The sequence below is a fragment of the Kitasatospora sp. NPDC004531 genome, from assembly GCF_053602195.1.
In genome coordinates this window covers 29518-49077 of record NZ_JBSGDD010000003.1, presented here as the reverse complement: position 1 = coordinate 49077, position 19560 = coordinate 29518, and the positions used below count along the sequence as shown (strand labels likewise).

Genomic DNA, 19560 nt, shown 5'->3' with positions numbered 1-19560 from the left:
AGTTGACACTTCGTTAGGAGCGAATCCCCCGTGTTCGACACCGTCCGCGACGACCTCGCCGCCACCCTCGCCGAGATCCGCGAAGCCGGCCTGTTCAAGCCCGAGCGCGTCATCGGCACCCCGCAGTCTGCCGAGATCACCGTCACCTCCGGCAACGGCGGCCAGGTGCTCAACTTCTGCGCCAACAACTACCTCGGCCTCGCCGACCACCCCAAGGTGGTCGACGCCGCCAAGGAGGCGCTGGACCGCTGGGGCTACGGCATGGCGTCCGTCCGCTTCATCTGCGGCACCCAGGACGTCCACAAGGAACTGGAGCAGCGGCTCTCCCAGTTCCTCGGCCAGGAGGACACCATCCTGTACTCCTCCTGCTTCGACGCCAACGGCGGCGTCTTCGAAACCCTGCTGGACGAGCGCGACGCCGTCATCTCCGACGCCCTCAACCACGCCTCCATCATCGACGGCATCCGGCTCTCCAAGGCCCGCCGCCACCGCTACGCCAACCGCGACCTGGCCGACCTGGAGCAGCAGCTCAAGGACACCCAGGACGCCCGCCGCCGCCTGATCGTCACCGACGGCGTGTTCTCCATGGACGGCTACATCGCCCCGCTCGCCGAGATCTGCGACCTCGCCGACCGCTACAACGCCATGGTCATGGTCGACGACTCGCACGCCGTCGGCTTCGTCGGCCCCACCGGCCGCGGCACCCCCGAGCTGCACGGCGTCATGGACCGCGTCGACATCATCACCGGCACCCTCGGCAAGGCCCTCGGCGGCGCGTCCGGCGGCTACGTCGCCGCCCGCCGCGAGATCGTCGCCCTGCTGCGCCAGCGCTCCCGCCCCTACCTGTTCTCCAACTCGCTCGCCCCGGTGATCGCCGCCGCCTCGCTCACCGTGCTCGACCTGCTGGAGACCAGCGGCGACCTGCGGGCCAAGCTCGCCGCCAACACCGAGCTGTTCCGCACGAAGATGACCGAGGCCGGATTCGAGATCCTGCCCGGCGAGCACGCGATCGCCCCCGTCATGGTCGGCGACGCCGCCAAGGCCGGACGCCTCGCCGAGCTGCTGCTGGAGCGCGGCGTCTACGTGATCGGCTTCTCCTACCCGGTGGTGCCGCACGGCGCCGCCCGGATCCGGGTGCAGCTGTCCGCCGCGCACAGCACCGAGGACGTCGAGCGCGCCGTCGCCGCGTTCATCGACGCCCGGGCCGCGCTCGGCGAGTAGCCGCCACAGCCTGGCGCGGGCACCCTCAACCGCGCCATCCCGACGGATCGCCCCGACTTCCCATCCGGGGCGGCCCGCCGAGGCGCGGGGAGCCATCCTGCCGGCTCCCCGCGCCTTCCCCCGTTTCCCGCCGGCCGCTGCGCCGCCGGGGGCCGGCCCGGGCGCCCGTACGGAGCAGTGCCGCGACGCTGGCAGAATTGACCCGTGATCGACGCACGACGGCTGCGGACCCTGCGGGCCGTGGCCGACCACCGGACCGTGACCGCCGCGGCGGCCGCGCTCTACCTCACCCCCTCCGCGGTCTCCCAGCAGCTCGCCGCCCTCGAACAGGAGACCGGCCACACCCTGCTGGTCCGCGAGGGCCGGGGCGTCCGGCTGACCGCCGCCGGCGAGATCCTGGTCTGCCACGCCGACGCCGTCCTCGCCCAGCTCGAACGCGCCGAGGCCGACCTCGCCGCCTACAGCACCGGCGCCGCCGGCGAGGTCACCGTCGCCGCGTTCGCCACCGGCATCGCCATGGTCCTCGCCCCCGCGATCGCCGCACTCGCCGGCACCGCCCCCGGCCTGCGCGTCAAGGCCCTCGACGCCGAGGGCGACGCCAGCCTCCCGATGCTGCTCGACGGCCGCGCCGACATCGCCGTCGCCGTCGAGTACCGCGGCGCACCCCGCCCCGACGACCGGCGCCTCACCCGCCTCCCGCTGTACGCCGAACCCTTCGACGCCGTCCTCCCACTCGGCCACCCGCTCGCCGCCGGCAGCGGGCCCGTCGCCGTCGCCGAACTCGCCACCGAACCGTGGATCGGCCCCTACCCCGGCAACCCCTGCCACGACGTCGTGCTGCTGGCCTGCGAGAACGCCGGCTTCCAGCCCCGGCTGGTGCACTCCTCCGACGACTTCAGCGCCGTCACCGCACTCGCCTCGGCCGGCGCGGGCGTCGCCCTCGTCCCGCGCTCCGCCCTGCGCGGCACCGACCTCGGCCGGGTCGCCGTCCGCCCCGTCGACAGCGCCCTCGCCACCCGCAAGGTGTTCGCCGCGACCCGGGCCGGCGCCGAGCTCCACCCGCTGATCCGGCCCGTGCTGAGCGCCCTCGCCGAAGCCGCCGAACACCTCGACCGCCGGGCCGCCCAGCCGGCCTGACGGCGTGCCCGGAATATTTGGTGGACGGGTTGCCGCCGCCTGGCTACTGTCGGTGACCGGACCGACGGAGCAGGGGAAGGGGGCGCGCCGCGATGGAGCAGCAGCAGGAACAGGACCGACAGCTTGATCCGCGGCAGCACGCCTGGCTGCCCGGGCAGCGCGCCGAGCGCAGGGCCGCGCTGGTGGCGCGGATACGCGCGGCCAACGCGGAGACGCTGGAGAGGCTGGCCGAGCTGTGACGACCAGTCAGTTCACCGATTTCCTGAACGAGGACGACATCGGCTTCCTGCTGGGCGACGTCGCCACCGTCCGTGAGCGCTCGCTGCTGCAGTCCGCACTGGGCCGCCCGCGGGCCTCGGCGTTCGGCGCCGACGCCTACCCGGACGTGTGGACCAAGGCGGTCGCGCTCGGCGAATCCCTTGCCCGCAACCACCCCATGACGGACCGGAACAAGCGCACCACCTTCGAGTCGATGCTGCTGTTCCTCGACTACAGCCACCAGCCCTACACCGACCCGCACCCCGACGCGGCCGTCGACTTCGTGCTGCGCCTCGCCCAGGGCGGCTACGCCGGCCGACTGCCGGACGCGGTCGCCGAGTTCCGTCGCATGCTGGGCGCGCCGCAGTAGCGGTCGGGGGTCGTTTCGGGGCGGTGGGGCTCAGGAGTCGCTGCCGCCGTGGCTGGGAGAGTAGTCGTCGCCGGCGGAGTAGCCGTAGGCGGCGCCGTCGTGGCGCGCGACGGTGTCCCGGGCGGCCCGTCCGCCGAGCAGGCGGGCGCGGGCGGCGAACCTCGGGACCAGCAGCCGAAGGGCGCGCGGGCCGTGCAGGGCGGTGAGGAGGCCGACGTCCCCCGGCAAGGGCGGGGCGGCGTCGGGAAGCGGGTGCTGCCGGCGCAGCTCACGCAGCAGCCGGTGCCCCGCCGCCGTGCGGGCCGGGGCGAGGACGACCACGAGCGCGAGCACGGCCAGGGGCAGCCCGACCGGCAGGGCTGCGACGGCCACGGCCGTGCCGCCCGAGGCGAGTGCCAGCAGGCGGGCCGCCGCCAGCCGGGCCGGGCCGCACCGCAGGCCGCGCGCGGTCAGGTCGGCGCGCAGCTCCGCCCGGGCCCGCCGCACCGTCGGAGCGACGGCGACGTCGGCCAAGGAGACGGCCCGGCTCAACGCCGTCCACACCGCCCGGTGCAGCGACGTCGCGTCCCGCCCCGGGCCGACGTTCGCCGCCCGCCGCAGCCGGCCGTGCGGGCCGGTGTCGATCGTCCCCGCACCGTGGAGCTCCACGACCGCCGTGGCCAGCGCGGCCCTCGCACCGCCGCGCACCGCCGCCACCTCGACGGCCGCCAGGCCGTCCGTCCGCCCCCTGCCGGGCAGCCACCGCAGCAGACCCGCGACGAGAAGCCCCGCCGCTGCGCACACGAGACCGATCGACCCCACCACGCCCCCCGTCGACAGTCGGCCGGCCCCCCGGCCCGCCACCGTGCAGCATGGCACGGGAGGCGGCGGCGGGTCATCCGTTTCGGCGAGTGGAGGATGCGCTTGATGCCTGTCCCGACGCGGGGGCGTCAGGACGGGGTGCGGATGCCAGTCAGGGCCAGGGCGAGAAGGCGGTGGGCGCGGGTCGGGGCGGGGTCGGGGGTGGTGGCCAGGGCGATGCCGAGGGCGAGGTCGAGGAGGTCGTCCGCCCGGACGTCCGGGCGGAGGGCGTGGGCGCGGTGGGCACGGGCGGTGAGGGCTTCGGCGGCGGTGCGGATCCGGGTCGCGCAGTCGGCGCCCGCCTGGTGGTCGGCGGTCTCCAGGAGGGCAGCGCCGCCCAGGCCCTGATTGGCGCGGGCGTGGTCGAGGAAGGCCGCCAGCCACTCGGCGAGGCCGTCGCCGGGCGAGGGCGCCGCGAGCAGCTCCTCGGCGCGGGCGGTGAGGCGGTCGATCCGTTCGGCGACCAGGGCGGCCAGCAGCGGCGCCCGTCCGGGGAAGTGCCGGTACAGCGTGCCCGGCCCGACCCCCGCCCGCCGGGCCACCTCGTTGAGCGAGGCGCCGGGGCCGTCCGCCCGGAACACCTCCTCCGCTGCGGCCAGCAGGGCCTGGCGGTTGCGCTGCGCGTCGGATCGCGGCGCCCGGTCGGCAGCCATGCGAACACCTCGCCTCGGGTGCGGGCCCCGGTGGGGCTGGTCAAACGGAGAACCACTCCGTATCGTACCGAAGGCGAAACGGAGAACCTCTCCGTATTGCTGTCGACACCGCCAGGGGGACCGGACATGACCGACGATCAGCTGCGCCGCACGCTCGGGCGGATCGGCCTGTGGACCTTCGCGTTCGAGCAGCAGCCCGCCGCGGCGGTCCGCGACGCCGCCGCCGAGATCGACGAACTCGGCTACGGCGCACTGTGGTTCGGCGAGGGCGAGGGCCGCGACAGCTTCGGCCAGGCCTGGCTGCTGCTCGACGCCACCCGCCGGATCACCGTCGCCTCCGGCATCGCCGACATGGGCCGACGCACCCCGCAGGCCACCGCCGCCGCCACCCGCACCCTCGACGACGCCCACCCCGGCCGCTACCTGCTCGGCCTCGGCGGCCACCGGGTGGCCGGCACCCCCGGCTCCACCCCGGCGGGCCCGCTGGCCGGCACCCGCGCCTACCTCGACGAACTCGACGCCGCGCCCGGCGGCCCGGCCGTCACCGCACCCGCCGGCGACCCCGTCCGGCGCCGCCTGCTGGCCGCCCTCGGCCCGGCGATGCTCCGCCTCGCCGCGACCCGCACCCGCGGCGCCCACACCTACTTCGTCCCGCCCGAGCACACCGCCTCGGCCCGCGCCGCCCTCGGCCCCGACGCGCTGCTGGCCGTCGAACAGGCCGTCGTCCTCGACCCCGACCCGGCCCGGGCCCGCGAAACCGCCACCGCCCACGTCGCCGTCTACACCACCTACGCCGCCCACCAGCAGGCCAACCTCCGCCGCCTCGGCTTCACCGACGACGACCTGACCCCCGCCGACCCGTCCCGCCGGCTGACCGACGCCCTGGTCGCCCACGGCGGACTCGACACCGTCGCCCGGCGCGTCCAGGAGCACTTCGACGCGGGCGCCGACCACGTCTGCCTCCAGGTCCTCACCCCGGACGGGGCCGGCCTGCCGCTGCCCGCGTGGCGGGAGCTCGCCGCGCTGCTCCCGCAGCACACCGACCGTGCGGTGTGAGACGAATCGCGGTGCGGGCGCTGGCATATGCTGCCCCGTGGTTCGAACAGGACGTCACCCACCTGGCAGGGAGCACCCGAATGAGCGATTACGAGTCCGACCGCACCGCACTGCCGATCGGGGTCATCGGGCTCGGCGACATCGCGCAGAAGGCCTACCTGCCGGTGCTGGCCGCCCAGCCCGGGCTGGAGCTGCGGCTGATGACGCGGGACCGGGCCAAGCTGGACCGGCTCGGCGACGCGTACCGGATCCCGTTCCGGACCACGGACCTGGACGAGCTGATCGACTCCGGGATCCGGGCCGCGTTCGTGCACGCCGCCACCGAGCAGCACGTGCCGATCGTGGAGAAGCTGCTCACCCGGGGCGTCGACGTGTACGTGGACAAGCCGCTCGCCTACGACCTGGACGGCGCCCGCCGCCTGGTCGAACTGGCCCGGCGCGCCGGGCGGTCGCTGATGGTCGGCTTCAACCGGCGGCACGCGCCCGGCTACCTGCTGGCGGCCGAGCGCCCGCGCGACCTGATCGTGCTGCAGAAGCACCGCGAGGGCCTGCCGGAGCGGGCCCGAACCCTCGTGTACGACGACTTCATCCACGTGGTGGACACCCTGCGCTTCCTCGCCCCGGGCGAGATCGAACACGTGGACGTCCGCTCCCGGACCCGCGACGGGCTGGTGGAGCACGTGGTGCTGACCCTGGCCGGGGACGGCTTCACCGCGCTCGGGCTGATGAACCGCGTCTCGGGCTCCACCGAGGAGATCCTCGAAGTGTCCGGCGCCGACTCCAAGCGCGAGGTCCACAACCTCGCCGAGGTCGTCGACCACAAGGGCCAGCCCACCGTCCGCCGGCGCGGCGACTGGGTGCCGGTCGCCCGGCAGCGCGGCATCGAACAGGTGGTGCTGCACTTCCTGGACGCCCTGCGGGCCGGTAAGACCCTCGACGCCGGCGACGCGCTGCGCACCCACGAACTGTGCGAACTGATCGTGGAACGCATCGAGTCCGCGGGCTGACCGGGCGTCGGACCTCCGCGCGGCCGGTCCGCGTCGGGGCTCGCGGTGGGTTCGCGTCGGGGTTCGCGGCGGGTCGCGGCGGGTTCGCTCGAACGAGCGATTCACTCGATCGGTGCGCACCCCGGAAGGATCAGTTCCGTCGGTGCCGGGACGGGGCATGCGCCCAGCAGCGAAGCCGCTGATCAGCTGCCCGGCAGCCGCGCGGCCGGTCCGCCCGGCCCGGCCCCGGCGCCGGGCAACTGTACGGTGGCGAACGAGATCTGACCGCCTGGAGCCACCGTGACCGCACCCGAGTCCGGGCCCCCGCCGCACGACGGGGAGCACCCGGACGGCCCGCACCACGAGGAGGGCCACGCGCCGGACCGGGTGACCTTCCACGCCACCCGCGAAGGCGTCACCTGGGAGGCCCCGGACACCCCGGCGACCCGCCGCGCCATCCTGCTCTCGCTCTCCATCGTCGGGACGGTCGCCACCATCACCGTCCTCGCCATGAACGCGGCCGGCATCATCACCGCGCTGCCCATCGGCGTCAAGTCCCATGACGCCGTCAGCAGCCCCCGGCCCCCGTCCTCACCCGCCCCCGCGCCGGTGCCCGCCCCGTCCACGCCCGCCCCGTCCCCGCCCGCGCCGCCGGCCGCCTCGCCCGTGCCGGTGCCCGCGCCGTCCGCCGAGGCGAGCCCGAGCCTGCGCGCGCCGCGCACCGTCTCCCTCCAGCTCGACGTGGTCAGCGGCGGCTACGAGCTGATCGACCTGGACGCCCCGAGCGACAAGCCGCTCTCCACCCTGGTCGGCGACGCGGACTGGAACGCCCTGTCCGAGACCGAGCAGGAGTCCTACGAGATCGTCGTGCACGACCACCCCGCGCCCACCGTCGTCCTCGGCCGCCTCGCCGCCGTCCTCCCGGTCGGCGCCGACCTCACCGAAGCGGTCTGCCGGGAAGCCGCCCGCGCGGGCACCATCAAGAGCTTCCGCTACTACACCGCCGCCGAACGCCCCGCCAACGACGCCAGAGGCATCCGCGCCGGCGCCACCCTCTGCTTCACCAGCAGCAGGGGCGCGGTGATCGCCCTCCGCGTCACCGACATCCCGTACGACCTCGGCCTGGTCAAACTCGACGTCACCAGCTGGCCCCCGGCCGGCCCCTGAGCCCGGACGTGTCGGCGCCGCCCGCTAGCGTCCCCCGCATGCGGAGGAACGGAGACGGACGGCGGGCGGTGCTCGACCACCTGCTGGCGCTGCTGGCCGGCTCGGCCTGGAGCGGCGCGCTGGTGCTGCGGGGCAGCATGGTGATGCCCGCCTGGGTCGGGGAGGCGGCCCGGGAGCCCGCCGACCTGGACTGGATCGTCCAGCCGTCCACCCTGGTGCCCGTCGACCAGGCCGATCCCCACCCGTACGTGGACGAGTTGGCGGTGCTCCAGCAGTGGCCGGAGGCCGCCGACGGCGCGATCGGCAACGAGATCTGGGAGTTCGAGGAGTTCGACACCCGGGGCCTGCGGGCACACCTCCCGCCGGAGGGATGCCACTGGGTGCCGGACGCCGAGGCCGACGACGAGGGGCCCCAGGCGGTGCTGCGCGAGCTGATCGCCCGGCACCCGGCGGCCGCCCCGGGAGTGCTGATCGACGCCGACTCCCTGCGCGAGGACGGGAGTTGGACGTACGGCTGCACGACCGGCGAGGGCGGCGACGGGACACCGGGGGTGCGGGTCGCCGTGCGCTGGACGGAGGACGGGCGGCCGGCGGGGGAGGTGACGGTCGACTTCGCACGGGACGAGCGGATGCCCGAGCCACCCGTGCTGACGGCCGTGCCGCGGGGCGACGGCAGCGGGGCGACGGCGGTGCGGACGGCGAGCCGGGAACTCTCGCTCGCCTGGAAGCTGCTGTGGCTTCACGCCGACAGCGAAGGAACCGAAGGGCGCGCCCGGGCGAAGGACCTGTACGACGCGGTGCTGCTCGCCGAGACCTGCGCGGCCACCCTCGAACCGGCGCTGCTGCGCCGCGTCCTCGCCCGCGAGGCCGGCCACCCGGGCCGGCTGCGACTGGACGCGCTCGCGGTCGCCCCGACGGACTGGGCGGAGCTGGGAGCGGCCGGCACCGTCGAGGAGTGGCTGCGACGACTGCGCGACGCGCTGGCCGCGTTCTCTGAGTGATCGTCAAAAACGCGCCGCAGTCCGAGCGTTCACGCCAATTCCGGGCCGCCCCTCCGCGGTCCGGCGCCCGGGCGGGGTTAGCCTGTGGCCATGGTTGCCCACCGCAATGAAGAAGTGGCCATGCCTGACGCGGAGTTCGTGAGCGGACCCGCACTGGTCCTCCAGTCCCTCGCCGCCGACCCCGACCGAGCGGTCATCGTCGCCGCCGACGGCACCGAGATCATGGCCGGCGATTTCGCCGCCGCCACCTACCGCCTGGCGCACGAGCTGATCGCCCGGGGCGTGGTCCTCGGCAGCACCGTGACCCTGATGACCGGCAACACCCCCGAGGCGCTGAGCGCCCGCTACGCGGCGGGGATCGCCGGCGCGCGGGTGGTGAACCTGTACGACGGCATGAGCGCCCCGATCCTGGCCGAGATCACCTCCAGCGTGGACACCTCGGTGCTGCTGGTGGACGCCGAACGCTACGCCGACGCACCGGAGTTGGTCGCGCTGGTCGACGTGCCGACGGTCCTCACCCTCGGCCCCGGGCCGGCCGCCCTCGGCGAGGACGTGATCGCCGCCGCCGCCCACCGCCCCGCCGAACCGCCGGACGTCCGGATCGGGCCCGAGGACGATCTCGGCATCCGCCACACCGGCGGCACCACCGGCATCCCGAAGGGCATCCTCTCCCTGCACGGGCCCTACCGGGCGACGTTCGACACGCCCGTCGGCAGCCACAGCGGCGTGCCGCGCCTGCTCGCCGCCACCCCGCTGGCCCACCTCGCCGGGGTGCTGTCCGACCTGGTGCTGTACCACGGCGGCACGGTCGTCCTGCTGCGCGCCTTCGAGCCCGGCGCCGTCCTGGCGGCGATCGAGCGCGAGCGCATCACCGAGTTCTGGGTGCTGCCCGCGCTGCTCCACCAGCTCCTCGACCACCCGGCGATCGACCGCACCGACCTGTCCAGCCTCCGGCAGATCATCTACGGCGGCAGCGCCGCGTCGGCGAACCGGCTCCGCGAGGCGATCAAGGTGTTCGGGCCGGTGCTGGTCGGCGTCTACGGGATGTCCGAGGCGCAGATGATCTCCATGCTGACGCCGCCGGAGCACGAGCGGATCGACACCGGCGGGCACGTCCCGGTCGGCCGCCCCTTCCCGTTCGTCGAGGTGGCGATCCGCGGACTCGACGGCGCCGACCTGCCCACCGGCGAACAGGGCGAGATCCACGTGCGCTCCGCGTTCCTGATGGCCGGCTACTGGAAGCAGCCCGAGCTCACCGCCCAGGTGCTGCAGGGCGGCTGGCTGAACACCGGCGACGTCGGCTACTTCGACGAGGACGGCTACCTCTACCTCTCCGACCGGGCCAAGGACCTGATCATCGTGGTCGGCGGGCACGTCTACCCGTCCGAGGTGGAGGACCTGCTGGTCAGCCACCCGACGGTGGCGCGCTGCGCCGTCTTCGGCGTCCGCGACGAGCAGGAGATCGAGCACGTGCACGTCGCCGTCGTCCCCGCCCGGGGCGAGCAGCCGCACCTGGACGAGCTGCGGGCCTTCGTCACCGAGCACAAGGGCCGGATCTACGCCCCCGAGGCGCTGCACCTGGTCGACGAGATCCCGCTGACGCCCGTCGGCAAGCCGGACAAGAAGCGCCTGCGCGATCAGGCCGCCAACTAGCCATTGCGGCACGGCCCCTGATGATGCATCAGGGGCCTTGTCCGCCCCGCCGTGCCGTGCGGAAAACGGGAGGCGGCGGCGCGGGGTGGGGCGGTAGCTTGGCCGGATGCTGCTGACCAAGTACACCCATGCCTGCGTCCGCATCGAGGACGGCGAGAAGTCCGTGCTGATCGACCCCGGCTGCTGGACGGCGCCGGAGGCGTTCGCGGGGGTCCGCGCCGTGCTGATCACCCACGGCCACGACGACCACGTGGACCGCGACCTGCTGGCCGCGGCCCGGGCGGCCGACCCGGCCCTGGAGGTGTTCGCGCCGCAGGACGTCGCGGCCCAACTCGGCGGCGGCGTCGGCGTGGTGGAGACCGGCGAGCGGTTCGAGGCGGGCGGCTTCGCGGTCCGGGCCGTCGGCGGCCGGCACGCCCAGGTGATCGACAACCATCCGGACTGCCAGAACCTCGGCTACCTGGTCGAGGGCGTCTACCACCCCGGAGACTCCCTGGACCGGCCGGACGAGGACCTGCGCGCCCTGCTGCTGCCCGCCTCGGGGCCGTGGCTGACGCTGCGCGGCGCGCTGGAACTGGTCCGCGCCGTCCGCCCGGAGCGCACCTTCCCGATCCACGACGCCAACCTCAGCGAGATCGGCATGGCCAACTTCGACGGCTGGCTCGGCGGCGAGAAGGACACCCGCTACGCCCGGATCGCGATCGGCGGCTCCACCCGGCTCGACTGAACCGGCCCGCGCCCACCGGATACCCCCGAACGGGTGATAACAGCCGGTGGCCCGTCCGTGTGCCGTCTGGGAATTCACTGGGAGCCGGGGCGCGCGGCACGAGGTTTCTCCAAGACGGGCTTGCTAGCTTCGTGACGCATGATCGACTCGTCCCACCTGGCAGCCCGATCGCGCTCGCTGGTGGCCCAACTGCTGGCCAGACTGCGCCTGCGGCACCTTGCCTGGCCGCTGTTCGCCCTCGCCTTTTCGAGCTACCTCGCGGTCTACGGCCTGCCCTACGCCAACGACGTGGTCTTCCTCTGGCTGATCGCCGCGCTGGTCGCCGCGTCCGTGCACAGCGGCGGCCGCAAGGGCTGGCTGTACGTGCTGCGCGACTGGGTGCCGGTGATGGCCGTGGTCTGGGTGTACTCGCTGCTCAGAGGCTACGGGGCGCACACGCCCTGGCGGCCGCACTACGCGCCGCAGATCGCCTTCGACGAGGTGCTCGGACTCGGTGAGACCTGGACGGTGCGGCTGCAGGACCTGCTCTACCACCCCGGGCAGCCGCAGTGGTACGACTACGCGATCGTCGTCGTCTACATGTCGCACTTCTTCGCGGTGTTCGGGATCCTCGCCGTGCTGTGGAAGCGCAACCACGCCCGGTTCCGGCACTTCCTCGCCTGCTACCTGGCCATCACCTTCGCCGGCTTCCTCACCTACGTGCTGTACCCGGCCGACCCGCCGTGGCTGGCCGCGATCGAGAACCACCTGCCGGCCGTCGACCGGATAGTGAACGCCGTGCTGGAGAACAGCGGCCTGCACCGGGCCGGCACCATCTTCGAGAACGGCAGCCGGTTCGCCAACGACGTGGCGGCGATGCCCTCGCTGCACTCCGCCTACCCGATGATGATCGCCCTGGTGTTCTGGCCCCGGGCCGGCCGCGCCCTGCGGGTGCTGCTCGCCGCATACCCGCTGGCGATGGGCTTCACGCTGGTCTACGGCGGCGAGCACTTCATCATCGACGTGCTGGTCGGCTGGGCCTACGCCTGGGTGCTGGTCACCCTGGTCAACCGTTTCGTCGCCCGCCGGGCCGCGGCCCGCGCCGCGAAGGAGCAGGCCGCCGCCGTCGCCGTGGCGCCGCCCTCCGTCCCGGTCGGCTGACCCCGCGGGGCCCGGGCCCCGGTCCGGCCGGATGGCGCCGGACCGGGGCCCTTCCCGTGCGAGACCTCCGCACGGCCGCCGCGCCCTCGGCGCATCCTCCGCACCGCCCGCGCAACCACCGCGGAACCCCCCTCCGAGCCGCCCGGGAGTTTGCTGGACGTTCGCTGGGAGCCGCGGGAGGGGCCGTCGCCGCCGGTCGCGCCGCGTCCCGAAGCTGACGGCCCGTCAAAAACCCTCGCCGGGACGGGGTCCGGCCGGACGCGGTGAAGGCTTTGCCAATCCGTGGCGGAGTCTTGTTGCGGGCGAAGGTAGCGTCGTGCGGACAACCGCAGGAGGACCCACCATGGCCGCACCCCACGAACCGTCCGCGCCCGGCGAGCGCCCCCGACCCGCCGCGATGCCGACGACCCGATGATCTCCGGCCACACAGTCGCACTGTGGGTGGTCCTGACCCCGCTCGGCGTCCTGCTCGCCGGCACCGGCCTGGCCTCCACCGTCCGCATCCGCCCCGGCGCCGACCGGCCCCGCGACCACCTGCTGGGCCCGCTGCTGATCGCCGCCGGCATCCTGGTCGCCGGCTTCGGCCTCTGGCTGCTCTGACCCCCGTCCGACTCCCGGGCGCGGGGCTCGGCTATCCGGCGGGCGTCGCCGACCAGCGGCGCAGCAGCCCGGTCGGGGCGTCGAAGGTCAGCCAGGTGCCGTCGCCGAGCGGCCGGGCGTAGCCGGGGGAGTACCCGTCCGGGTAGGCGACGCGGTGCTGCGGGGCGAGGGTGGCGGCGTCCAGCAGCCAGTGCGCGCCGTCCTCGTCGTCGGCGTCCAGGGTGGACGCGAGGACGGTGTGCGCGTCGACGAAGCCGCACTGCCAGTCCCAGCACGGCGGGTCGTCCGGGTCGGCGGCGGGCGGAGCCGCCCCCTCGGCGAGCAGCGTGCCGTCCAGGTCGTGCAGCTGGACGTCCCAACCGCCGTGGTCCACCGTCAGGTACGCGGGCCGCTGCGGGTGGACGTCGGTGAGGATGCGCTCGGCGTCGTCGTCCAGCCGCACGTCGCGCAGGCGCTCGCCGTCCCAGCGAGCCCAGTACAGGCCGACGCCGTCCTGGCCCATGCCGACGCACAGACCGACGTGGCCGGTCGCCGGGTGCGAGCGGTGGTGCGAGCCGGACGCGCAGGACCCGAGCGGCAGGCGGGCCAGCTCCCGGCCGTCGACGGCGTCCAGCACCACCCACGCCTCGGCGGAGTCGTCCGCCGGGACGTGCGCCCACACCGTGCGGCCGTCGTCCGAGACCCAGCAGGAGCCGTGCTCGGAACCCACGCACACCTGCTGCTCGTCCCCGCTGTGCGGATGGCCCACCAGCGGGCCCCAGCAAGCGTGCCGGTACTCCCAGCGGGTCGTGCCGTCGCCGTTCACGGCCCGCACCGCGCGCTGCCCCGCGAAGGCGGCGAACGAGCCGTCCGGGCTCACCGAATGCACGCCGTTCGACCAGCCCGGCCACGGCAGCGGGAACGTCGCGGCCGGCTGCCCGTCGAACATCGTGTCCAGGTCGTGGAGGGACAGCCGTGCCCCGTCCCGCAGCACGGCCCGGCGCGAGCTGCCGCGCCGCTCGAACCCGAGCCCGTCCACCAGATCCCACCCGCCCGGCAGGGCGACCGTGCCGCGCAACACCGCTTCGATCGTCACGCCGCCGACCCTACCGCGCGCCGTCACGGGCACACCCAGCAGTACAGCCCGGCTCCGCGGGCCGCGGCCCGGCGGGCGAGCGCAGCCAAGTCCCGCAGGAAGTCGCCGAGTTCGCCCGGACCGGCCAGGTACTCGGACACCTCGTCGGTCGTCGCCCAGCGCTCAGCGATCTCGCGGGAGGTGGCATCGTCGAGGCGCGCCAGCGCATCGCGGAAGACGGCCGAGAGGGTCAGCACCACGGCCTCGCCGTCCTCGGTCGTACCGACCAGCGCTGCGCGCCGCCGGTCCGCCCGCAGCTCCGCGCCCGACCGGCCCGTCACCCACTCCTCGGCGGGCCCGAGCACCACGACCGGATCGATCCCCTTCACCACCGTCCCGTCGTATCCCGCCCCGAAAGGCTCGTCGTCGTCCCGGACGACCGCACCCAGCGCGTCGTCGTCATCAGCAGCGGCGAAGTACCCGAACATCACACCCATGCGCGGGAGCCTCCCACGCCCCACCGACACACTGTCCGGCCCGGCGTGCTGGGTGCGAGATGAGGCTCTGGCTCGCCAGTTCGTCGCGTACCGACTGCGACGCGCCCGCACCGCCACCGGCGGGCCGGCGGCGCACCTTGCGGGCCGTGGGTGCCAGGGCCCGGCTGCCGCCTGCGCCTTCACGCTTCCCCGGCTCCGGCGTGAGGCCTTGGCCCGCCGGCGGGGTGGCCGGCTCTCGCCCGACCCCGAGCGGCGGGTTGCGGGGGGCGAGGACCGGTGTGCCTCGCGAGGGACTGGCGTGACGCGCCTCCGGGTTCCTGGCCCCCCGGCCCGGGCAGGTGCGCCTTTCTGACCTCCCCTGTCGCGGGAGCGGTTGGCGTGACCGCGCGTGGCTCCGTGTGGGCTCCGGCGTCCGACGCTCGGGCCCGCCGAATCGTCGCCCGCCCTCGCCGCCGCCGGCAGGCCGGTGGCGTGCGAGTCGTCGGCGTGACCTCCCCGGCCGGGGCCGATTCGCCGTCAACTGGTCGGCTCGGGCAGCCTCCGTGTCCCCGGCCCCCGGCACGCCCGGGGGCTGCGTGCCTGCCCGCCGGCGAGTTGCCCCGGCTCGGACCGGTGCGCCTTACTGACATCCCCTGTCGCGGGAGCGGTTGGCGTGACCCCGCGTGACCCCGCGTGGGTTCCGGCGAGCGATGCCCGGGTCGGCCGAGTCCATGCCCACCGGCGGGCCGGTGGTGCGACCTCCCGGGTCGGAGCCGATTCGTCGTCAACCGGTCGGCGTGATCGGCCTCCGTGTCCCTGGCCTTCCCGGCCCCCCAGGGGCTGAGGGCCTGTCTGCCGGGGAGTTGCCGCTGCTCGGACCGGTGCATTCTGTGGACGTTGGTGTGACCTCCCGGGACGGGGCCGATTCGTTGTCGACCGGGCGGTCTCGGGTGGGGATCGTGGGCATGATCGATCCTGCTAGGGTGGCGCGATGCCATCGGTCAAGAAGGTTCAGATCACGTTCGACTGTGCCGAGCCGGAGCGCGTCGGGCGCTTCTGGTGCGAGGCGCTTGGGTATGTGCCCCCGCAGGTGCCGGAGGGGTTCGACAGCTGGGAGGCGTACCAGGAGTCGCTGCCGGAGGCGGAGCGCGGTTTCTGGTTCGCGGCCAGTGACCCGGAGGGTGTCGGGCCGCGGCTGTACTTCCAGCGGGTGCCTGAGGGGAAGGTCGTCAAGAACCGCGTCCACCTCGACGTCCGTGTCGGCACCGGCCTGGTCGGCGCCGAACGCCTCGCTGTGCTGGAGGCCGAGGCCAGCCGGCTGGAGGCTCTCGGGGCGACGCGCGGCCGGCTGCTGCTGGCGGACGAGCAGAACGAGTCCTGCCAGAACATGCAGGACGTCGAGGGCAACGAGTTCTGCCTCGACTGATCCGGTCAGTCGCTCCCGGCGTGCGGCGTCCAGGCGGTGGCCGTGGCCCAGGTCTCGGCGAGGACGATGACGAGGTCGACCACGGGGTCCTTGACGTCGGAGTAGGTGTCGAGGTCGCGGACGGCCCCGGCGAGCACGGTCTTGAACCGGCCGTACGCGGGCACCGCCTCGGGGTGGGCCCGGAACCAGTCGCGGAACAGCAGCGCCAGCCGCTCGTTCGGCGACCCGAGCAGCCGGACGTGCAGGTGGCAGTCCGGTGCCGTCTGCCCGCGCCGGGTCCACAGCCGCTTCGTCCACCGCTCGCGGTCGTCGTCGAGGCCCGCCGGGACGTGGTCGTACCGGTACGGCGAGCGGCGGAACCCCAGGTCGGCCAGCGGGCCGTCGAACGCGGCCTCGGCCTCGGACAGGTCCGTGACGGTGATCTGCAGGTCGAAGACCGGCTTCGCGGGCATGCGGGGGATCGCCGTGCTGCCGATGTGCTCGACGTGCAGCGGCAGCGGGGCGAGCGCCGAGCGGAGCCCGTCGGCCAGGGCACGTCCCCGTTCGGGCCAAGTGGGGTCGTAGTCGCGGACGTTGGGCACGGCCGTCGCCGGATCGGTGGTCATCGGCCGAACCTACCCCACCCGGCCGCCGGTCCGGCAGCGTGAATTCCCGAGGCCGGGGAGCAGCCGCCGGTGTCGCAGCGCCCCGCGAGCGCTCAGCAGCAGTGCCCCTCCGCGCCGGCCCGGGAGAAGTCGCCCGCCGCGAAGGCTGCCGCCGGGATGGTGAAGTACAGGGTGCCCGCGTCGCCCCAGCCCCAGCCGAGTTCGGCGTCGCCGGAGAGTTGGAGCAGGTGGACGGCGGGGCCGTCGGCGTCGCGGGCGGTCACCGCGGAGGTGTGCGAGGTGTCCGGCCAGCCGAAGGCGCGGTGCTGGTCGGCGGTGTTGCCGTCGTAGCCGTCCAGCGCGAGGAGGACGAGCTCGGTAGCGCCCCAGTGCGCGTCCCGGTCGAAGTCGACGTCGTGGTCCTCGACGTCCCAGCAGTCGGGGAGCATCACCGTCCCGACCGCGCGGACGGCCCGGGCCGGGTAGCGGTTCGCCGGTGCGGGCGCGGGCGTCTCCACCGCGCGGGCGGGGTCGGCGGGGAGCACCCGGTACATCAGCGGGCTGGAGGTGTCGAGCTTCGCGTACTCCTCGTACGGGACGTCCGGGTCGAGCTGGAAGAAGTTCAACAGGCCCGGCCGGACGGGCAGTTCGCCGCCGAGCCAGGGCGCCAGGGCATCGGTGTCGAGGACGGCGAGCAGCGACAGCGGGACGCCGTCGAGCTCCGGCCAGGGCGTGCCCGGGTCGAGCAGCGCCGGGCCGCCGAGCCGGCACCGCCCGGTGGCCGGGGCGTCGCCCGTCGCCGGATCGAGCCGGAAGCCCCGCCGGGCCAGTGCGGCGAACTGCGGGCCGGCCTCCGCCCCGAGCCGTTCGGTGCAGACGCGGCGCAGCTCGGCATGATCGTCGAATTCCATGCCGGCATCCTCTCAACCGCCGCTGACGGCCGGGCCGGTGCACCGCGGCCTGCTACCGTCGGCGCCGCCACCACGAGTCGAACGGAGACGGACCATGCCGGGGACCTTCCCCGTGACGGTGCTGCACACCTCGCGGCTGACGCTCCGTCCGTTCACCGCCGCCGACATCGAGGACACCCGGGCGGGCTGCGCGGACGAGCTCACCCAGCGCTGGCTCCCACTGCCGCGGCCCTACACCCGCGAGGTCGCGACGGCCTGGTGCACCGACGTCGCGCACGCCCTGCGCGAGTCCGGTGACGGCGTGCACTTCGCGGTCGCGGACCGGGCGGGCGGCCGCCTGCTGGGCACCGTCGGGCTGAAGAAGACCGACTGGCGGGCCCGGGTGAGCGAGGTCGGCTACTGGGTCGCGCCCTGGGCGCGGGGGCGCGGCGTCGCCGCCGAGGCCACCCGGGCGGTGGGCGCGTGGGTGCTGACGGACCGCGCCTTCCAGCGGATGGAACTCCGGGCCGCCACCGGGAACACCGCCTCCCGGCGGGTCGCCCTGCGGGCCGGCCTGCGCGAGGAGGGCGTGCTGCGCAACGCGGGCTTCGTGCACGCCGGCCGGGTCGATCTCGTCCTGTACTCGCTCGTCCCGCCGGACCTCGGCGGCGGCGGGGAGCCGCCGGCTCACTCGCCGATGGCGGCCTTGTAGCGGTCTGCGTCCAGCAGTTCGTCCAGGTCGGACTTGTTCGACGGCTGGAGCTTGAAGATCCAGGCGTCGTAGGGGTCCTCGTTGAGCAGCTCCGGCTCGTCGGCCAGGTCCTGGTTGACGGCGGTCACCTTGCCGCCGACGGGCGAGTAGATGTCCGACGCGGCCTTGACCGACTCGACCACCCCGGCGGCGTCACCGGCCGCGAAGACCTTGCCGACCTCAGGCAGCTCGACGAACACCACGTCCCCGAGGGCCCGTTGGGCGTGGTCGCTGATCCCGACCGTCACCGTGCCGTCGGCCTCCGGGCGCGCCCACTCGTGGGACTGGGCGTACCGCAGGTCGGCAGGGATGTACGACATGGTCTCTCCTCGGGGCGGGGCAGGGAAGGGCTGGTCGGGCGCCAGGCTCAGCATGCCCGAGGCCGTCCGGGAGCGGGCGGATCTCCCCGCGCGTCGCCGCTGCCTCGTCAATCTCCGTTGACGGTGGCGGGACGCCATGGCCGGCGGGCGGTACCCCCGCCTCAGGACGCGGAGCCCTGGCGCGGCGGTGGTGGCGGGTCTCAGAATGCCGTGCGGGTGTCGCTGCGGGCGTCGCCGACCGGGAATCGCCCGTCGTAGAGTCCGGCTCGGGCCGTGCGGCGCCACGGGCGGGCGTGGCGAACGGCCATGGTGATGTCCTCGTCCGGCGAGTCGAGGTCGAGGTCGGCGATCGCCAGGGCGGGACGCCCGTCTGCGGGGCAGCGTGCCAGCCATCGTCCGCCGGGCGCCACGATCCCGGCGGGCACGGTGGTGCTGAACTGGGCCGGGAGGGAGTAGCCGAGCCAGTAGTTGTGGAGAGTTCCGTAGGCCTGGGCGACGCGGGCCCGGGGCGCGTCGTCGACCATCACCGACAACAGGACGCAGTCGACGTCCAGGCGCTCGTACTCGGCGAACACCTCCGGGAAGTTGGCCTCGATGCACAGCGCGAAGCCGAACCGGATGCCGTCCACCTCGACGACGAGCGGCTGCTGTCCCGGGGAGTAGAGGAAGGAGACCTCGGTGTGCGACAGGTACCGCTTGTCGTACCGTCCGACCAGCCGGCCGCGGTCGGAGACGATGTAGAGGCTGTTGTGGGGCCGGTTCGGCGGCGTGAGCGGGTGGATCGATCCGAACACCGTCCACAGGCCGAGCCTCCCGGCCAGCGCGGCGATCGACTCCGCTTCCTCCCGCAGGACGTCCCATGCGGCGCGGCTCCAGTCGGCCGGTACCAGGTCGCCGGCCGGATCGGCCGCCATCACGTGCTTGCTCGGGTAGGTGATCGCCCCCTCCGGGAACTGCACCAGCCGGACACCCGCTCCGGCGGCCTCGGCCATCAGGGCCCGGATCTCCAGGCCGGCCGCCCGCAGCGCTCCTCGATCGGTGGGATCCTCCGGCACCGTGCTCTGCGCGACCGCCATCCGCAACGTCCTTGCCACGCGGTGGACGGTACGGCACACCCGGCTCCCGGGGCCAGCACCCCCGCGAGCCCGGGCCGGGCCTGGCCGAATACGGGTGGCCGGTGTCCGACACACCGCTTCATCGGGCTGCCACCGCGGCAGAAAACAAGCACGCGTGCTTGATTTGTCGGCGGC

At 74.4% G+C, this 19560-nt stretch carries 22 protein-coding genes; 14 read left to right on the top strand and 8 right to left on the bottom strand.

Annotated features, from left to right (window positions below; all coding sequences use genetic code 11):
* Nucleotides 1-30 precede the first annotated feature (30 nt).
* The 4 genes from ACWEMJ_RS02430 (at nucleotide 31) to ACWEMJ_RS02415 (ending at nucleotide 2986) form a co-directional block, all read left to right on the top strand.
* Nucleotides 31-1221 (top strand): glycine C-acetyltransferase, encoded by a 1191-nt coding sequence (locus ACWEMJ_RS02430; protein WP_452135055.1) that lies wholly within the window; start codon nucleotides 31-33, stop codon nucleotides 1219-1221.
* A 204-nt stretch (nucleotides 1222-1425) separates the two neighbouring features.
* Complete coding sequence (locus tag ACWEMJ_RS02425) at nucleotides 1426-2358, top strand: LysR family transcriptional regulator (RefSeq protein WP_452135054.1); 933 nt, start codon at nucleotides 1426-1428, stop codon at nucleotides 2356-2358.
* A gap of 92 nt (nucleotides 2359-2450) precedes the next feature.
* Nucleotides 2451-2597: a hypothetical protein gene (locus ACWEMJ_RS02420; RefSeq protein ID WP_452135053.1), complete on the top strand. Its 147-nt coding sequence runs from the start codon at nucleotides 2451-2453 to the stop codon at nucleotides 2595-2597.
* On the top strand, nucleotides 2594-2986 hold the full coding sequence (locus tag ACWEMJ_RS02415) for a type II toxin-antitoxin system death-on-curing family toxin (RefSeq protein ID WP_452135052.1): 393 nt from the start codon (nucleotides 2594-2596) through the stop codon (nucleotides 2984-2986). The genes ACWEMJ_RS02420 and ACWEMJ_RS02415 overlap by 4 nt, the downstream gene beginning before the upstream one ends.
* A 30-nt stretch (nucleotides 2987-3016) precedes the next feature.
* On the opposite strand, the gene ACWEMJ_RS02410 is transcribed toward ACWEMJ_RS02415, so the two are convergent.
* Together ACWEMJ_RS02410 and ACWEMJ_RS02405 are read right to left on the bottom strand one after the other, a co-directional pair.
* Nucleotides 3017-3769: a TIGR04222 domain-containing membrane protein gene (locus tag ACWEMJ_RS02410; RefSeq protein WP_452135051.1), complete on the bottom strand. Its 753-nt coding sequence runs from the start codon at nucleotides 3767-3769 to the stop codon at nucleotides 3017-3019.
* A 146-nt stretch (nucleotides 3770-3915) separates the two neighbouring features.
* A complete protein-coding gene (locus ACWEMJ_RS02405) occupies nucleotides 3916-4479 on the bottom strand; it encodes a TetR/AcrR family transcriptional regulator (RefSeq protein ID WP_452135050.1) in 564 nt (187 codons plus the stop codon).
* A 126-nt stretch (nucleotides 4480-4605) separates the two neighbouring features.
* Between ACWEMJ_RS02405 and ACWEMJ_RS02400 the strand changes: the two genes are divergently transcribed.
* The 8 genes from ACWEMJ_RS02400 to ACWEMJ_RS02365 all read left to right on the top strand — a co-directional run bounded on the left by ACWEMJ_RS02400 (nucleotide 4606) and on the right by ACWEMJ_RS02365 (nucleotide 12809).
* Entirely contained in the window at nucleotides 4606-5535 is a 930-nt protein-coding gene (locus ACWEMJ_RS02400) for a TIGR03620 family F420-dependent LLM class oxidoreductase (protein ID WP_452135049.1), read from the top strand.
* Nucleotides 5536-5645: 110 nt separating this feature from the next.
* Complete coding sequence (locus ACWEMJ_RS02395) at nucleotides 5646-6542, top strand: Gfo/Idh/MocA family protein (protein WP_452135170.1); 897 nt, start codon at nucleotides 5646-5648, stop codon at nucleotides 6540-6542.
* A 279-nt stretch (nucleotides 6543-6821) separates the two neighbouring features.
* Nucleotides 6822-7688: a hypothetical protein gene (locus ACWEMJ_RS02390; RefSeq protein WP_452135048.1), complete on the top strand. Its 867-nt coding sequence runs from the start codon at nucleotides 6822-6824 to the stop codon at nucleotides 7686-7688.
* A 38-nt stretch (nucleotides 7689-7726) separates the two neighbouring features.
* Nucleotides 7727-8689 carry a nucleotidyl transferase AbiEii/AbiGii toxin family protein gene (locus ACWEMJ_RS02385; protein ID WP_452135047.1) on the top strand — a complete coding sequence of 321 codons (963 nt, stop codon included), beginning with the start codon at nucleotides 7727-7729 and terminating at the stop codon, nucleotides 8687-8689.
* Nucleotides 8690-8809: 120 nt separating this feature from the next.
* Nucleotides 8810-10342: an AMP-binding protein gene (locus ACWEMJ_RS02380; protein WP_452135046.1), complete on the top strand. Its 1533-nt coding sequence runs from the start codon at nucleotides 8810-8812 to the stop codon at nucleotides 10340-10342.
* 106 nt (nucleotides 10343-10448) lie between these two features.
* Nucleotides 10449-11069, top strand: coding sequence for an MBL fold metallo-hydrolase (locus ACWEMJ_RS02375; RefSeq protein ID WP_452135045.1), 621 nt, complete (start codon nucleotides 10449-10451; stop codon nucleotides 11067-11069).
* Nucleotides 11070-11207: 138 nt separating this feature from the next.
* On the top strand, nucleotides 11208-12209 hold the full coding sequence (locus ACWEMJ_RS02370; protein WP_452135044.1) for a phosphatase PAP2 family protein: 1002 nt from the start codon (nucleotides 11208-11210) through the stop codon (nucleotides 12207-12209).
* Nucleotides 12210-12650: 441 nt separating this feature from the next.
* Entirely contained in the window at nucleotides 12651-12809 is a 159-nt protein-coding gene (locus ACWEMJ_RS02365; protein WP_452135043.1) for a hypothetical protein, read from the top strand.
* A 31-nt stretch (nucleotides 12810-12840) separates the two neighbouring features.
* On the opposite strand, the gene ACWEMJ_RS02360 is transcribed toward ACWEMJ_RS02365, so the two are convergent.
* Nucleotides 12841-13884 (bottom strand): hypothetical protein, encoded by a 1044-nt coding sequence (locus ACWEMJ_RS02360; protein WP_452135042.1) that lies wholly within the window; start codon nucleotides 13882-13884, stop codon nucleotides 12841-12843.
* Between the two features lie 23 nt (nucleotides 13885-13907).
* On the bottom strand, nucleotides 13908-14360 hold the full coding sequence (locus tag ACWEMJ_RS02355; RefSeq protein WP_452135041.1) for a hypothetical protein: 453 nt from the start codon (nucleotides 14358-14360) through the stop codon (nucleotides 13908-13910).
* Nucleotides 14361-15330: 970 nt separating this feature from the next.
* Here ACWEMJ_RS02355 and ACWEMJ_RS02350 point away from each other — a divergent pair.
* Nucleotides 15331-15765: a VOC family protein gene (locus ACWEMJ_RS02350; RefSeq protein ID WP_452135040.1), complete on the top strand. Its 435-nt coding sequence runs from the start codon at nucleotides 15331-15333 to the stop codon at nucleotides 15763-15765.
* Between the two features lie 5 nt (nucleotides 15766-15770).
* Here the strand turns inward: ACWEMJ_RS02350 and ACWEMJ_RS02345 are convergent, their stop codons facing one another.
* Both ACWEMJ_RS02345 and ACWEMJ_RS02340 read right to left on the bottom strand, forming a co-directional pair.
* Nucleotides 15771-16370, bottom strand: coding sequence for a GrpB family protein (locus ACWEMJ_RS02345; RefSeq protein ID WP_452135039.1), 600 nt, complete (start codon nucleotides 16368-16370; stop codon nucleotides 15771-15773).
* A gap of 92 nt (nucleotides 16371-16462) precedes the next feature.
* Nucleotides 16463-17260 carry a DUF1963 domain-containing protein gene (locus ACWEMJ_RS02340; RefSeq protein ID WP_452135038.1) on the bottom strand — a complete coding sequence of 266 codons (798 nt, stop codon included), beginning with the start codon at nucleotides 17258-17260 and terminating at the stop codon, nucleotides 16463-16465.
* Between the two features lie 94 nt (nucleotides 17261-17354).
* Here ACWEMJ_RS02340 and ACWEMJ_RS02335 point away from each other — a divergent pair, with 94 nt between their 5' ends.
* Complete coding sequence (locus ACWEMJ_RS02335) at nucleotides 17355-17951, top strand: GNAT family N-acetyltransferase (RefSeq protein ID WP_452135037.1); 597 nt, start codon at nucleotides 17355-17357, stop codon at nucleotides 17949-17951.
* On the opposite strand, the gene gcvH is transcribed toward ACWEMJ_RS02335, so the two are convergent.
* Entirely contained in the window at nucleotides 17927-18310 is a 384-nt protein-coding gene (gene gcvH, locus ACWEMJ_RS02330; RefSeq protein WP_452135036.1) for a glycine cleavage system protein GcvH, read from the bottom strand. The genes ACWEMJ_RS02335 and gcvH overlap by 25 nt on opposite strands.
* Before the next feature lie 200 nt (nucleotides 18311-18510).
* Nucleotides 18511-19404: a carbon-nitrogen hydrolase family protein gene (locus tag ACWEMJ_RS02325; RefSeq protein ID WP_452135035.1), complete on the bottom strand. Its 894-nt coding sequence runs from the start codon at nucleotides 19402-19404 to the stop codon at nucleotides 18511-18513.
* Between the last annotated feature and the right edge of the window lie 156 nt (nucleotides 19405-19560).

Bases quoted from the DNA above. Each gene is read 5' to 3' on its own strand.
- ACWEMJ_RS02420 (WP_452135053.1), top strand. From the start codon at position 2,451: ATGGAGCAGCAGCAGGAACAGGACCGACAGCTTGATCCGCGGCAGCAC.
- ACWEMJ_RS02405 (WP_452135050.1), bottom strand. From the start codon at position 4,479: ATGGCTGCCGACCGGGCGCCGCGATCCGACGCGCAGCGCAACCGCCAG.
- ACWEMJ_RS02400 (WP_452135049.1), top strand. From the start codon at position 4,606: ATGACCGACGATCAGCTGCGCCGCACGCTCGGGCGGATCGGCCTGTGG.
- ACWEMJ_RS02385 (WP_452135047.1), top strand. From the start codon at position 7,727: ATGCGGAGGAACGGAGACGGACGGCGGGCGGTGCTCGACCACCTGCTG.
- ACWEMJ_RS02380 (WP_452135046.1), top strand. From the start codon at position 8,810: ATGCCTGACGCGGAGTTCGTGAGCGGACCCGCACTGGTCCTCCAGTCC.
- ACWEMJ_RS02375 (WP_452135045.1), top strand. From the start codon at position 10,449: ATGCTGCTGACCAAGTACACCCATGCCTGCGTCCGCATCGAGGACGGC.
- ACWEMJ_RS02370 (WP_452135044.1), top strand. From the start codon at position 11,208: ATGATCGACTCGTCCCACCTGGCAGCCCGATCGCGCTCGCTGGTGGCC.
- ACWEMJ_RS02355 (WP_452135041.1), bottom strand. From the start codon at position 14,360: ATGGGTGTGATGTTCGGGTACTTCGCCGCTGCTGATGACGACGACGCG.
- ACWEMJ_RS02350 (WP_452135040.1), top strand. From the start codon at position 15,331: ATGCCATCGGTCAAGAAGGTTCAGATCACGTTCGACTGTGCCGAGCCG.
- ACWEMJ_RS02345 (WP_452135039.1), bottom strand. From the start codon at position 16,370: ATGACCACCGATCCGGCGACGGCCGTGCCCAACGTCCGCGACTACGAC.
- ACWEMJ_RS02340 (WP_452135038.1), bottom strand. From the start codon at position 17,260: ATGGAATTCGACGATCATGCCGAGCTGCGCCGCGTCTGCACCGAACGG.
- ACWEMJ_RS02335 (WP_452135037.1), top strand. From the start codon at position 17,355: ATGCCGGGGACCTTCCCCGTGACGGTGCTGCACACCTCGCGGCTGACG.
- gcvH (WP_452135036.1), bottom strand. From the start codon at position 18,310: ATGTCGTACATCCCTGCCGACCTGCGGTACGCCCAGTCCCACGAGTGG.